Origin of the sequence: Lampropedia cohaerens (assembly GCF_001005215.1) — a bacterium.
Classification (GTDB): Bacteria; Pseudomonadota; Gammaproteobacteria; order Burkholderiales; family Burkholderiaceae_C; genus Lampropedia; species Lampropedia cohaerens.
Map to the genome: position 1 here is coordinate 145,438 of NZ_LBNQ01000023.1, position 13,353 is coordinate 158,790.

Annotated in this window: 14 protein-coding genes, 2 pseudogenes and 1 other annotated feature; of the genes and pseudogenes, 12 read left to right on the plus strand and 4 right to left on the minus strand. The window is 62.9% G+C overall.

Translation table 11 applies throughout. From position 1 onward, the window contains the following. Nucleotides 1–167: 167 nt before the first annotated feature. Entirely contained in the window at nucleotides 168–2,063 is a 1,896-nt protein-coding gene (glmS, locus tag AAV94_RS07690; protein ID WP_046741728.1) for a glutamine--fructose-6-phosphate transaminase (isomerizing), read from the minus strand. A gap of 197 nt (nucleotides 2,064–2,260) precedes the next feature. Between glmS and AAV94_RS07695 the strand changes: the two genes are divergently transcribed. From AAV94_RS07695 to AAV94_RS14860, 12 genes and pseudogenes are all read left to right on the plus strand, one after another. Further along, nucleotides 2,261–2,749, plus strand: a complete 489-nt coding sequence (locus AAV94_RS07695; RefSeq protein ID WP_046741729.1) for an Lrp/AsnC family transcriptional regulator — start codon at nucleotides 2,261–2,263, stop codon at nucleotides 2,747–2,749. 88 nt (nucleotides 2,750–2,837) lie between these two features. After that, nucleotides 2,838–4,052: an ATP phosphoribosyltransferase regulatory subunit gene (locus tag AAV94_RS07700; protein WP_046741730.1), complete on the plus strand. Its 1,215-nt coding sequence runs from the start codon at nucleotides 2,838–2,840 to the stop codon at nucleotides 4,050–4,052. Nucleotides 4,053–4,151: 99 nt separating this feature from the next. Continuing rightward, entirely contained in the window at nucleotides 4,152–5,570 is a 1,419-nt protein-coding gene (locus AAV94_RS07705) for an adenylosuccinate synthase (protein WP_046741731.1), read from the plus strand. A 50-nt stretch (nucleotides 5,571–5,620) separates the two neighbouring features. Then, entirely contained in the window at nucleotides 5,621–6,145 is a 525-nt protein-coding gene (locus tag AAV94_RS07710; RefSeq protein WP_046741732.1) for a phosphoribosyltransferase, read from the plus strand. A gap of 11 nt (nucleotides 6,146–6,156) precedes the next feature. Further along, complete coding sequence (locus AAV94_RS07715; RefSeq protein ID WP_046741733.1) at nucleotides 6,157–6,924, plus strand: zf-TFIIB domain-containing protein; 768 nt, start codon at nucleotides 6,157–6,159, stop codon at nucleotides 6,922–6,924. A gap of 60 nt (nucleotides 6,925–6,984) precedes the next feature. Continuing rightward, the gene (locus AAV94_RS07720) at nucleotides 6,985–7,653 is read left to right on the plus strand and encodes a DUF2621 family protein (RefSeq protein ID WP_197408035.1); all 669 of its coding nucleotides are present in this window, start codon (nucleotides 6,985–6,987) and stop codon (nucleotides 7,651–7,653) included. A gap of 123 nt (nucleotides 7,654–7,776) precedes the next feature. Continuing rightward, a pseudogene (locus tag AAV94_RS14625) lies at nucleotides 7,777–8,969 on the plus strand (IS3 family transposase). Then, nucleotides 8,058–8,174: a sequence feature (AL1L pseudoknot), on the plus strand. (Overlaps the previous pseudogene by 117 nt.) 194 nt (nucleotides 8,970–9,163) lie before the next feature. Continuing rightward, nucleotides 9,164–9,445: pseudogene (locus AAV94_RS15350) on the plus strand (FUSC family protein); the annotation flags it as partial. Nucleotides 9,446–9,473: 28 nt separating this feature from the next. Beyond that, complete coding sequence (locus tag AAV94_RS15300; protein WP_269430769.1) at nucleotides 9,474–9,812, plus strand: FUSC family protein; 339 nt, start codon at nucleotides 9,474–9,476, stop codon at nucleotides 9,810–9,812. A 6-nt stretch (nucleotides 9,813–9,818) separates the two neighbouring features. Further along, nucleotides 9,819–10,406 (plus strand): FUSC family protein, encoded by a 588-nt coding sequence (locus AAV94_RS07740; protein ID WP_046741737.1) that lies wholly within the window; start codon nucleotides 9,819–9,821, stop codon nucleotides 10,404–10,406. 17 nt (nucleotides 10,407–10,423) lie between these two features. Continuing rightward, entirely contained in the window at nucleotides 10,424–10,672 is a 249-nt protein-coding gene (locus AAV94_RS07745) for a hypothetical protein (RefSeq protein ID WP_156454373.1), read from the plus strand. A 20-nt stretch (nucleotides 10,673–10,692) separates the two neighbouring features. Beyond that, nucleotides 10,693–11,001 carry a hypothetical protein gene (locus tag AAV94_RS14860; RefSeq protein ID WP_156454374.1) on the plus strand — a complete coding sequence of 103 codons (309 nt, stop codon included), beginning with the start codon at nucleotides 10,693–10,695 and terminating at the stop codon, nucleotides 10,999–11,001. On the opposite strand, the gene AAV94_RS14380 is transcribed toward AAV94_RS14860, so the two are convergent. The 3 genes from AAV94_RS14380 to AAV94_RS07760 are packed head-to-tail and all read right to left on the minus strand — an operon-like array spanning nucleotide 10,961 to nucleotide 13,210. Further along, entirely contained in the window at nucleotides 10,961–11,794 is an 834-nt protein-coding gene (locus AAV94_RS14380) for a PAS domain-containing protein (RefSeq protein ID WP_052754963.1), read from the minus strand. The genes AAV94_RS14860 and AAV94_RS14380 overlap by 41 nt on opposite strands. 1 nt (nucleotide 11,795) lies before the next feature. Further along, nucleotides 11,796–12,458 carry a response regulator gene (locus tag AAV94_RS07755; protein ID WP_046741739.1) on the minus strand — a complete coding sequence of 221 codons (663 nt, stop codon included), beginning with the start codon at nucleotides 12,456–12,458 and terminating at the stop codon, nucleotides 11,796–11,798. Next, complete coding sequence (locus AAV94_RS07760) at nucleotides 12,455–13,210, minus strand: sensor histidine kinase (protein ID WP_084824813.1); 756 nt, start codon at nucleotides 13,208–13,210, stop codon at nucleotides 12,455–12,457. The genes AAV94_RS07755 and AAV94_RS07760 overlap by 4 nt, the downstream gene beginning before the upstream one ends. Nucleotides 13,211–13,353: the final 143 nt, after the last annotated feature.

Below are 13,353 nucleotides of genomic sequence, written 5' to 3' on the forward strand. Positions count from 1 at the left end.
GGCCGCTGCCCTGCGTTGCGACCGCACGTGGAAGCGGGAGGCGACGCACCGCAGCGACTTCTGCGGCAGCTCTATGAAGACGTCGGGAAGACTGCGCCGTTGAAAACTTACCGGTGATAAATGGGAGACGGTGCGAGCACTCACGCCCAAGCACCGCGACCGATTACTTACTCAACCGTGACGCTCTTGGCCAGGTTGCGAGGCTTGTCCACATCCGTGCCCTTGCCCAGGGCGGTGTGGTAAGCCAGCAGCTGCAGCGGCACGACGTGCAGCAGGGGGCTGAGATCGCCGTAGTGCTCGGGCATGCGGATGACGTGGGTGCCCTCGCTGTTCTCAATGCGGGTGTGGGCATCGGCCAGCACGTAGAGGACGCCGCCACGCGCGCGCACTTCCTGCATGTTGCTCTTGAGCTTTTCGAGCAGTGCGTCATTGGGCGCGACCACCACCACCGGCATGGCGCTGGTGACCAGCGCCAGCGGGCCGTGCTTGAGCTCGCCTGCAGGGTAGGCCTCCGCGTGGATGTAGCTGATCTCCTTGAGCTTGAGTGCGCCCTCAAGCGCGATCGGGTAATGCATGCCGCGGCCCAGAAAGAGCGCATTCTCCATCCGGGTGAAGGATTGCGCCCAGCTGATGATCTGCGGCTCCAGCGCCAGCACCGCCTGCACGGCTGCGGGGATGTGGCGCAGCTGCTGCAGGCGCGCGGCGATGGCAGCGTCATCCAGGGTCTCGCGCGTCTGTGCCAGTGCCAGCGTCAGCAGATAGAGGCTTGCCAGCTGTGTCGTGAAGGCCTTGGTCGAGGCCACGCCGATTTCGACGCCGGCGCGCGTGATGTAGGCCAGCGCGGTTTCGCGCGCCATGGTGCTGGAGCCGACGTTGCAGATCGCCAGCGTATGGGAATGGCCCAGCGCCTTGGCATGGCGCAGCGCCGCCAGCGTATCGGCGGTCTCGCCCGACTGGCTGATGACCACCACCAGCGCGCGCGGGTTGGGCACGGAGTCGCGGTAGCGGTACTCGCTGGCGATCTCCACCTGCACGGGGATCCGGGCAATCGCCTCGATCCAGTACTTGGCGACCAGCCCGCTGTAATAGCTGGTGCCGCAGGCCAGGATGAGCAGCGAGTCTACGTCCTTGAAGTGGCGCCAGGCGCCATCGCCGAACAGTTCCGGGGTGATGCTGACGACATCGGTCAAGGTGTCCGCCAGCGCACGCGGCTGCTCGAAGATTTCCTTTTGCATGTAGTGCTGGTAGGGTTCCAGCTCGGCTGCGGCGGCGAACGCCTGCACGGTGTGCACCGGCCGCTGTGCGGGTGTGAGCGAGCGCCCCGTGCTGTCGCAGATCCAGTAGCGGCCTGCCTGCAGGTCGACCAGGTCGCCTTCTTCCAGGTAGACGATCTGGTCGGTCACGCCAGACAGTGCCATGGCGTCGCTGGCGACATAGTGTGCGGCGCCGGCGCCGGGCACGATGCCCAGCACCAGCGGCGAGCCGGCGCGAGCGCCGACGAGCCGGTGCGGCTCATGGCGGTGCATCACTGCCAGCGCATACGCGCCCTGCAGGCGGGCCGTCGCCTGACGCAGTGCATCGAACAGATCGCCGTCGTACAGGCTGTCAATCAGGTGCGCGACCACCTCGGTGTCCGTCTCGCTGCTGAACTGGTAGCCCTTGGCCTGCAGCTCGGCGCGCAGGGTCTCGTAGTTCTCGATGATGCCGTTGTGCACCAGCGCCACGCGGGCGCTGGATTCCGGCAGCGCGGCGCCTGGCGCGTGTGGGCCAAAGCTGAAATGCGGGTGCGCGTTGTCCTCGGTAGGTGCGCCGTGGGTGGCCCAGCGTGTGTGGGCGATGCCGGTGCCGGCGTGCAGCTGCTCCTGGGCCACCTGGGCACTGAGCTGCGCCACACGTGCGGTGCTGCGCGTGCGATGCAGGCCTGCGGGTTGTGAGGGGTCCAGGCTGCCCATGTGTACGGCCAGGCCGCAGGAGTCGTAGCCGCGGTATTCCAGGCGCTGCAGGCCTTGCAGCAAGGTGGGCACGACGTCATGGGTAGAGATGCCGGCAACGATTCCACACATAGTCAATCCTTGTGGTCAGTAAGAGAAGGAAACAGGATCCAGGCCGGTCTCGGTCACCAGTTCCATGGCCTGGATGGGCTTGCTGCCGCGCATCCTAGCCGGTGTGCAATGAATTGTGATTGTGTTGTAATGCTATATATGATTGAAAATTTCACGTTTATGTTTTAATTGACGTTTGTATTTTTTATCTGATAAGAATGAACAAAAATTTCGACGAAATCGACCGGCAGTTGCTGGCATTGCTGCAGGATGATGCGTCGCTGACCAACGTGGCGCTGGCGCGCAGGGTCGGCGTGTCCCCGGCTACGTGCCTGCGGCGTGTGCAGCGTCTGCGGGAGCTGGGCGTGATCGAGCGGCAGGTGGCCATCGTCAATCCGTGGGCGCTGGCTGAAGCTACCGGACAGCCTCCCGGCCTGATGTGCGTGGTCGAGGTCAGCCTGGAACAGCAGGCAGCGGAACATCTGCAGGCCTTCGAGGCACTGGCCGTGGCGCAGCCACAGGTGCAGCAGTGCTGGCGCGTGGCTTCGGGCCCGGACTTCGTATTGGTGGTCCAGGCGCCGACCATGGCGCAGTACCAGGAGTTTGCCGAGCGCGTGTTCACACAGCATGCCAACGTACGCAACGTCAAGGCGTTTTTCGCCACCCGCCGCGCCAAGTTCAGCACCGCAGTGGCATTGCCGCAGTAGGTGCGGGAGGCCGCGGCAAAGGCGCGTCAGGGCCATGTTGTGCAACGCCGGTACAATACGTTTTTTAACAGCCTCGCCTTCCTTTGCCATGTCTGCCTGGGTGCTGCCCGACCACATCGCCGATGTCTTGCCGTCTGAGGCGCGCCATATGGAGGAGCTGCGGCGCAGGCTGCTCGATACCGCCACCGCGCATGGCTACGAGTTGGTCATCCCACCGTTGCTCGAACACGTCGAGTCCCTGCTGACCGGTACCGGCGAGGCGCTGGATTTGCAGACCTTCAAGACGGTTGATCAGCTCTCGGGCCGCACGGTCGGCATCCGCGCCGACAGCACCCAGCAGGTGGCGCGCATCGATGCCCATCTGCTTAACCGCGAGGGCGTCACCCGCCTGTGCTATTGCGGTCCTACCCTGCACACGCGCCCCGAGCGGCCCTACGCCTCGCGCGAGCCGCTGCAGTTCGGCGCGGAAATCTATGGCTATGCCGGCCAGCAGGCTGATCTCGAAGCCATTGAGCTGGCGCTTGCCTGCGTGCGTGAGGCTGGCGTGGTGCGGCCCGTGGTGGTGATGGGGGATGTGCGCATCGCACGTTCCCTGCTCGGCGGGGTACTGGCCAGCATGGAGACGCTGCGCGCCGTGCACGTGGCACTGGCGGCCAAGGATGCCAGTGCGCTGGCGCAGGTCAGTGCGGCCTTCCCGCCGGCTACGCGCAAGGCACTGGCGGCACTCTTGCAGCTCTACGGCGATGCCCAGGTGCTGGAGCAGGCACGCGCGCAGCTGGCGGCGTTTCCTGCTGCGCTCAAGGCCATCGGCGCGCTGCAATGGCTGGGGGCGCAACTGCAGGTGCAGTTCGGCGCCGATGTCGAGCTTGCCTATGATCTGGCCGACCTGCGTGGCTATGCCTACTACAGCGGCATGCGATTTTCCATCTATGCCGAGCGCTGCAACGATGCGCTGGTGCGCGGTGGGCGCTATGACGAAGTTGGCGCTGCATTTGGCCGCAATCGACCGGCGGCGGGCTTTAGCCTCGACATCAAGCAATTGGTAAGCGTCGCGGCGCAGCGCCCGCTGCAGAGCGCTATCCGTGCGCCCTGGGCGGATGATGCGGCCTTGCGCACAAGGATCCGCCAGCTGCGCGCGGCTGGAGAAGTCGTCATCCAGGACTTGCCGGGCATGCCCTCGGAAGTCGACGAGTTCGCCTGTGACCGGGCGCTGGTGCTGCAGGACGGCCAGTGGCAGATCGTGCCCTTACAGCCTGACAGCCCCGGTCACGCGCAGCCTGCCGGGGTGCGCGTCACCGCATGAGCTGCTGCATCTGATGCGCGGCGTGTTGCCGCCAGATTGCGCGCGCCGCGGCCGGAGCACGGATTTTTTTCATTTAGTCATCGCAACAGGAAGTCGGCAATGAACACTTCGACAAACACTGCACGCAATCAGGGCCAGCGCCATGGCCGCAACGTGGTGGTGGTCGGTACGCAATGGGGCGACGAGGGCAAAGGCAAGCTCGTCGACTGGTTGACCGAGAGCGCCCAGGGCGTGGTGCGCTACCACGGTGGGCACAACGCCGGCCATACGCTGGTCGTCAATGGCGTGCGCACGGCGCTGCACCTGGTGCCAAGCGGCATCCTGCGCGAGGGCGTGACCTGCTACATCGGCAACGGGGTGGTGGTGTCGGTGACCAAGCTGATGGAGGAGGTCGCCGGGCTGGAGGCCGCTGGCGTGAAGGTGCGCGAGCGCCTGCGCGTGAGCGAGGCCAGCCCGCTGATACTGCCTCAGCACGCCTGGCTGGACATCGTCCGCGAAGCCTTCCGCGAGCGCGGCGGCAGCGAGAAGATCGGCACGACCGGGCGTGGCATCGGCCCCGCCTATGAGGACAAGGTCGCACGCCGCGCGCTGCGTGTGCAGGATCTGCTGCATCTGGACCGCTTCGAGGCCAAGCTGCGTGACCAGCTCGATCTGTACAACCACGTGCTGGTGGGCTTTCTGCATGCCGATGAGGTGCCGGTGCCCGAGGATCTCAAGCCCTTCGTGCAGGGCGGCAAGCTGGCGGCCGAGCCCATCCTGGAGGCCGCACGCCAGCAGGCCGAGTGGCTCAAGCCGATGATCGCCGACGTCTCCGCCGAGCTCAACGCCGCGCATCGCCGGGGCGATAACCTGCTGTTCGAGGGCGCGCAGGGCACGCTGCTGGACATCGACCATGGCACCTATCCGTTCGTGACCTCCAGCAACTGCGTGGCTGGCAATGCCGCCGCTGGTGCCGGCGTGGGGCCGTCGTTGCTGCACTACGTGCTGGGCATTACCAAGGCCTACTGCACGCGCGTGGGCAGTGGGCCGTTCCCGACCGAACTGGACTGGGCCACGCCCGGCACGCCGGGCTACCACATGAGCACGGTCGGTGCCGAAAAGGGCGTAACGACCGGGCGTTCGCGCCGCTGCGGCTGGTTCGATGCCGCGCTGCTCAAGCGCAGTGCGCAGGTCAATGGCCTGACCGGCCTGTGCATCACCAAGCTGGACGTGCTCGACGGGCTGGAAAAGCTGCAGATCTGCGTGGGCTACGAGCTGGAAGGCCGCCGCATCGACCTGCTGCCACTGGGCGCCGAAGACATCGCCGCCTGCAAGCCGATTTACGAGACCGTTGACGGCTGGAGCGAATCCACCGTGGGCGTGACCGAGTATGACCAGCTGCCGGTCAATGCGCGCAGATACCTCGAACGCATCGAGCAGGTCTGCGGCGTGCCGATCGCCATCATCTCGACCAGCCCGGACCGCGACCACACCATCTTGCGCCACAAGCCGTTCGAGTATCCGACGACCTGCGCCTGATGCGCGCCGGCAGCCTTTTCGATCCACCGCCCAACCCGACACGAGAACCCATGCTTACCGAAGACGGCCAACACCTCTACGTCAGCTATCACGAGTACAACAGCCTGATCGAAAAGCTGGCCCTGCTGGTCTATCGCTCCGGCTGGGAGTTCGACACCATTCTCTGCCTGGCCCGTGGCGGCATGCGCCCGGGCGACATCCTCAGTCGCATCTTCGAGAAGCCTTTGGCCATCATGTCCACCAGCTCCTATCGCGCCGGTGATGGCACGGTGCAGGGGCATCTGGATCTGGCCAAGTACATCACCACGCCCAAGGGCGAGCTGTCCGGGCGCGTGCTGCTGGTCGATGACCTGGCCGACACCGGCAAGACACTGGCGGCGGTCGTCAAGACACTGCGCGAGAACTATCCGCCCATCACCGAGCTGCGCTCGGCGGTGCTGTGGACCAAGGGGCATTCGGTGTTCCAGGCCGACTATTCGGTCGAGCAACTGCCCACCAATCCCTGGATCCATCAGCCTTTCGAGAACTACGACAGCATGCGTCCCGCCGAGCTGGCGCGCCGCTGGAGCGTCTGAGGCGCGGGTGCATGGTAGCCACCGCGGCGCCCGATCATGCTGCCTTGTGGCCAGCGCCATTGCCCTGTCCGTCCTGCACCAGCGCGATGGAGGCGCTGCGTATTGAATCCCATCAGGGCAAGCCTGTCGAGCTTGATCTGTGCTTTGCCTGCCAGGGCATCTGGTTCGACCACCGTGAAAGCCTGCAGTTGTCCACGCATGGCACGCTGGCGCTGTTTCGCAAGCTGCACGCGCACCGCGACGATCCCCATCTGCCGCTCAAGCAGCAGCTGCGCTGTCCGCGTTGCCGCCAGGCACTGCAAAAAGGCAATGATCGCACCATCAGCGGTGCCTACACCGTCTACCGCTGTGCAACGCATGGGCGGTTCAGCACCTTTGCATCGTTCATGGTGGAGAAGGGGTTCGTGCGCCATCTCGGGCCTGCTGAAGTGCGCGCATTGGCCGAGAAGGTGCGCATCATCCACTGCAGCAGCTGTGGCGCAGCGGTTGACCTGCGCCGCGACCACGCGTGTCCCTACTGCCGCTCGGCCTTCTCGCTGCTTGATCCCCATGCCGTTGAGCGGGCCCTCGCGCGGCTGCAGCAACGCACGCCGGCAACGGCTGCGCAGGCAGATTTCCCCGAGGCCGCCGCACAGGTGCTGATTGCACAGGAGCGCATGCGTCAGGACAATGCCCGGCGTGAGCGCGAGCGGCGCAGCGAGGCGTTGGAGATCAGCGGTTTTGCCGACGAACTCTGGTCCGCAGGGCTGAGCCTGCTCGGTCGCCTGCTGGGACGCTGACGGGGCTTTTTTCGCAGTGAATCTGGCAGCCGCAGGTAACGCGCCGCTATGATGCAGCGCATGCAACTTTCCTCGACCAGCGCGATGTTTTATGGAATCAGTCACCTGCAGTGGCCCACCACCGATCTGGAGCGCAGCGTGGCCCTGTGGCGCGATGCCATCGGCCTGATCGAGGCGCGCCGCGGCGAAGGTTATGTGGATCTGGATTCGGGCAACGTGCTGCTGCGCTTGATGCAGGTTCCGACAATCGAATCGGCTGTGTCGCTGCGCTTGTCGGTGCAGGATGTCGGCAAGGCTTACGAGGCGCTGCTGGCTGCCGGTGCGGCTGCGCGGTACGCGCCCATGCGCACGCCTGAACTGGAGGAAATGGCCTGCGTCAGCGATGCCAACGGCCATGCCATCGTGCTCTGGCGGGCCTTGAGTGAAGATGAATGGGGCTTCGTGCCTGAACTGCCCAAACAGGGCGAATGGCAGCCAGATGCCGAGGAGCTGCTCAAGCGCCTGCTCGCCCATGTGCCCGCACTGTTTCGCATGCTGGTGCGGCGCAAGACCACGCGCGTGATTGAGATGATGGCTGCCGAAGCAAAAAGCCCGGTCACACGTGAGCTGGTGATCCGCGGCTACATCACATCGTCTGCCAAGGCCACGCGCTTTCGCCTGATTGCCCCGCTCAAGGCCGAGGGTATCAACCCCGACGATTACAAAGAAGATTTTGATTTCGAGGGTTGAAAAGGCTTGGTGCAACGTTTCCTACTCTGTTCAAAACTTATTTTTTTCTTCATGTGGCCGGGTAAACGTGCAGTGAGCCGCCCTGGGTTTTGAGGAAGCTCTTTTCCCAGAGAGGATAGAGCCATGAGCAAGAAGTCGAACCAGTTTTCACCCGAAGTGCGCGAACGAGCTGTTCGCATGGTGCTGGAGCACCGTGGCGAGTCCCCATCGTTGTGGGCCGCCATTGATTCGATCGCGCCCAAGGTCGGCTGTGTGCCGAAGACCCTGCACACCTGGGTCAAGCGCCAGGAGATCGACGGTGGCGTGCGCAAGGGCGTCACCACTTCCGAGCTGCAGCGTCTGAAGGAACTCGAACGAGAGAACAAAGAACTGCGCAAGGCCAACGAGATCCTCAAGCTGGCCAGTGCGTTTTTCGCCCAGGCGGAGCTCGACCGCCGTCTGAAGTCCTGAAGGGCTTCATCGATCAGCATCGACAGGCCTACGGGGTCGAGTCGATCTGCAAGGTGCTGCAGATCGCCCCGCCAGGCTATTGGCGCCACGCCTGCGAACAGCGCAACCCCGAGCGACGCTGATCCAGAGCTCAACGTGACGATTTCCTGATGCCGCACATCCAGCGCGTGTGGCACGCCAACATGCAGGTCTACGGCGCCGACAAGGTCTGGAAGCAGCTCAACCGCGAAGGCATTGCCATTGCGCGCTGCACGGTCGAGCGGCTGATGCGGCGCCTGGGCTTGTAGGGCGTGTGCAGTGACAAGGTGGTGCGTACTACCATCAGCGATGGCCGGGCGCCGTGCCCCCTGGACCGATTCAACCGAGTGTTCAGAGCATACCGACCCAACCAACTGTGGGTCTCGGACTTCACCCACGTCTCCACCCGGCAAGGCTGGCTGTACGTGGCCTTTGTGATCGACGTGTACGCACGCCGCATCGTGGGCTGGAGGGTGAGCAGTTCGATGCGCACGGACTTTGTGCTTTATGCCCTGGAGCAGGCGCTGTACGCGCCAACCCGAGCGCGACGGCAGCTTGGTCCGTCACTCCGACAGGGGGTCTCAGTACGTCAGCATCCGCTACACCGAGCGACTGGCCTAGGCTGGTATCGAGCTATGGGTGGGCAGCAAGGGCGACAGCTACGACAACGCCTTGACCGAGCGATCAACGGGTTGTATCAGGCCGAATTGATCCTCCGATGAGCGCCCTGGAACACCAAGGAATCAGTGAAACTGGCTACTCTCGAATGGGTGTCATGGTTCAACCACCATCGGCTGCTCGAACCCATCGGCTACATCTCGCCCGCCGAGGCTGAGGCAAACTACTAACGGCAACTCGCCAATCAGGTCACAGCACCGGCCTGACTTAAACCAACCGGCCTCCATGATTCCCGCGGCGGTTCAATTGATGTACCGGACACGGCCCATGTGACAGAGCTGTGCCCTGCTAACTAACCCTATCCGATCTGGCGACCACTTCGGCACAACTGCTGAGTGGTCGTTTTGTTTGTCCTACTTCAGTCATGATTCAGATCGACAAGAAATCCTTAGCGCAAGCGGCGCGGCTTGCGCTGGCCGCACGGGCTGCGTTCGCCCTGGCCTCTGCCTTGAGCATTCAACACGCCTTCTGGGCCTCCATGCCAGTCTGGGTTGTGGCGCAGCCGTGGCGCGGAGTAGTGTTTGAGCGCGCACTGTGGCGCCTGCTTGGCACCGTCGTGGGGGACGTGCTCGGGTTGGGGTTGCTGCAGCTGTCTCCTTCCGTGTGGTGCTCTGCGTTGTCGATGGCGGCCCTGATGGCATTGGCCGCTTTTTTTGACGCATTACTGGCAAAGCGTGAAGAGCTACATCCCGCTGATGAGCGGCATTGCCGTAGCCGTGGTGGTCATTCCCGCGATGATGGAGCCGCAACTGGGAATGGCACTGGCAGTGGATCGGCTGGCCTGTACGTTGATTGGTGGGGTTTGCGTTGCCATCATCGTAGGCCTGTTCACCCCGAAGGCGCAGCAACAGAGCTTCCAGGATGAAGTGCGCGCCTTCGGGCAGGATGTTGAAACAGAAGCACAAGCCATTTTGCAAGGTGCGGCTGGCGCGCAAATCAGCCGCCTGATGCACCAGACCGGTGAACTGGAAGCGCGGGCACGCCTGATCGCCGCGGGTTTCCGCACCGGCTAACGGCGCATGTCGGCGACGGACGCTGTGATCGCCGCAGGCATTTCGCTTCTGGAGGCGTCGGAGGCCTGGAAGATCACGCACAACGACACGCCGCATAGCGCGCAACGCCCCTTGGTACCGCCATCCGATGGCGGCTTGGGGCCCGCAAACCGGATGCAGGTAGCTGCGCAGATGCTGCGCGATGCCCTGCAATGGTTGCGGCGCGACGATGGCGTGGCACTGCCTGCAGATGCCGGGATCTGGCGCCTGCGGGCGCCCTCCAACCCGCAGCGATGCGTAATGGCAGCCATGATGGCGCTGATCAGCAGTCTGGGAGGATCTCTGGCGATCATCCTGACGGGGAGTTTTTCTGCCGAGTTGACCGCCTTTTCGATGGCCGTGTTCGCGCTGGTCATCGGCTCCATGCCACTGCCGCAGGCACTGACACCCAAAGTGGCAATTGGCGTCATCGCCGATGTCATCCTGGGCGCGCTTTATCGCATCGGTGTACAGCCCTACACATCTGGCTGGTTGATGTTGGTGCTGGGCATTGCTCCTTTCATGATTGTGGGGGCGCTGGCCAAGGTACCCGGCGCACGGCCGTGTATGCGCTAGATGCCAATATGTGCTTCATGCTGGCCAGTCAGGCAGGGGAGCTGCCGCGCCCGGCCGGTGCCGTGATGGTCGATTCGGTGTTCATGGCGTTGGGAACCATCGTGATGGTGTGGTGCTACATGTTATTGCCACGACCAAGCCGCAAGCTGGTTGCCGTAACCGCCGAGCACCTTCTCAAGGATATTGAGCAAATGTCTCGGCGCCCGTCCATTGCCAACGAACGCTGGAATTCCATGGCTGGTCGGCAGCTGCTGACTCTGGCGTAGAACTGGACAAAGTCGGCGAGATGATGCCGCGCAGTCTGCTGGCCTTGATCGGACTTGGACATGCGAAAAACGACGTGCGCCAGCAGGCACAACGCGAAGGCAAACTGGCCGAATGCGATGCCTGGCTGCTGAAGTTGGTGATGCCGACACCATGTCCGATCCACCTTTTGAGGGCCGCATGGACGTGGTGCAGCTGGCCCGATTCAACTTTACGCAAGTCAGACTTTGAGAACCAGCATAACCGGCAAGCGCTGGCAGGAGAGCCTGCCGGGTTTGCCGGTTTCGTCTTCAATCCAGATGGGTTGATGGTGCATCTAGGTGCTCGATGATCATGCCCTCTACACCCAGCACTTCGTTGCTACGGGAATAAATGCCGTGTCCGATTTCCAGAACCTTGCGGACGCTGCCATCAGCGCAGGTAATGGCATACCAGAGTCTGAACGCGCGGTGATGCAGCAGGGCTTCTTGCACGCCATGCCACACGTAGTCGGCATATTCAGGCAGGATCAGTTGCGAAAAATGCAGGCGCCCGCCCACTTCTATATCAGTGGGCGCATAGCCAGTCAGCAGGCGGCAGCCTTCACTAACCATTTCCATGCTCCATTCCCGGTCGTTGCGGCCGCGGTAGAACATGGCTGGAATGCTGTTGAGCAGACTTGACAGCCCGCGGGAGCTTGCCTGCAGCTGCGCTTCGCGTCGGTGGTAGCGCGTGACGTCGTAGGCAATCATGCAGACGGTATCTGCGCTCTGCTGCAGGCAGATCTGACACCATGCGATACCATGCTGCGGCAATAGCAGGCGCATCTCCTCATCCGCCTGATTGGGCAAGACCATGCCTGCGGGATGCCCTGGTGGCAATGGTGCATGCAGACAGGTCGAAAAGCGCTTCAACCAACGCTCTCGGTCTTCCGGATGCAGTAGGCTGGAGACGTTACTGCCAACGTGCAAGGTTCCCATCCAGTGCTGCCACGCCGCATTGCCGGCCAGGATTTTGCCTGCACGGTCTAGCTGCAATGCGGGGATGGGCAGGTTGGCAAGCCATGCAGGTGGTTGGCTTGGCATTGCCTCGCGTGTCATGTCCGCTTCATCGGAGGCGCAGGACGGTGTCACTCTGTTGATCATGTCAGGAGTCCTTCGGGTTCATGCCGGTGCTCTTATAGACCCATACCGCAAGTTCCAGTCGCGAGCGCATGTTCAACTTGCTCAGCAGGCTTTTGACGTACACCTTCACCGTGCTGTCGCTGATGCCGATTTCGCGAGCAATTTCCTTGTTGCTCAGACCTTGGGCAATCAATGCCAAGGTCTGGCCCTCGCGGGGTGTCAGGGTGGAGAGCAGTTCGGCGGAAGGGGCTGATTGCGACTCATCCGGATGGGCCAGCAACGCCACCATTTCTTCGCTCAGTGCGATCTCTCCATGGCGGCAGCGTCGAAGATGCGCCAGCAGCATCTCCGGATCGGCATCCTTGAGTATGTAGCCGGCCACACCCAGCTGAAGTGCAGACAGAAACTCATTGCGATTGAGTTGTGCAGTGAGAATGACGGCCTGAATCGGCAGCGCTAGCTGGCGTAGCTCGTCGAGCACCTGCAGACCGGAGAGGCCTCCAGGCATATGCTGGTCGAGAAGAATCATTTCCGGCCGTAGCTGGCATGCGACTTTGATGGCTTCACGGCCACTGGATGCCTCGGCAACGACTTCGAAATCATCGGTGCTTGCGAGAAGCTCTACGATGCCGCGTCGCATCAGCGGGTGGTCGTCCACCAGGAGGATGCAGGAGCGGTTGCTCATGGTGCGAGCTTCCCCATTGGAATCTGCAGCAGCACCTGTGTTCCGGGTCTGCCTGGTGAGGTACTGCCGCTGCGCGATGACGAAGTGGCGCACCCGACTGGGGCACTGTGCACCGAAAGAGTCGCTCCGATGGACTGCGCGCGCTCCTGCATGATGAGCAAGCCGTAGTGGCCGCCAGTTGTGCCTGGCTTGGGACGCAGGCCCACGCCGTCGTCGCTGATCAGGACTTCAACGCGCTCGTTGTCCTCATCCTGCCAAAGGTGAATGCTCACGTGCCGGGCTTGCGAGTGACGCACAGCATTGGCCAGCGATTCGCGCACGATCTGCAGAACCTGCAGCTTGACGGCCGGTGAAAAAATGCCGTCGGGCAGTCGATTATCCAGCTCGAAGACCATGCTGGTGCGGCTGGAGAATTCTTCCACCGCCCTGAGCAGTGACTCTCGCAGCGAAACGTCCTGCAGTGTGGTGCGCACGCCGGTAATCATCTCACGTACCTGCTTTTGCACTCGGCGCAGTACCAGGCGCATCTCCTTGACCATTGCCTGTGCGTCAGGCTTGTCGTTCAAGAGCCTTTCCACCTGCAGTGCCTGAAGCGCAACAAAGCCCAGCTGCTGCGCAACCGAGTCGTGCAATTCGTGCGACAGCGCTTCGTAGCGCGAATCGCTGAAGAAACCTACGTGATCGCAAGCAGTCGCAGAACCATTTGCTGTGCTTGCATCGGGTACTAAATTCGTGTGGTCACAACCTTTCATGCTTTGCTCTTCTTCGTTGCCACAGCTTGGGTTGCGCCAAGCTGGACATTGCACACGTGCGGCTTAGTCCGAGGCCATTGCACTGAAAAAGTGCAGCGGCTTCGAGAAAGTTGCACAAGTGCATTGGTAGTGATCCCGACGGG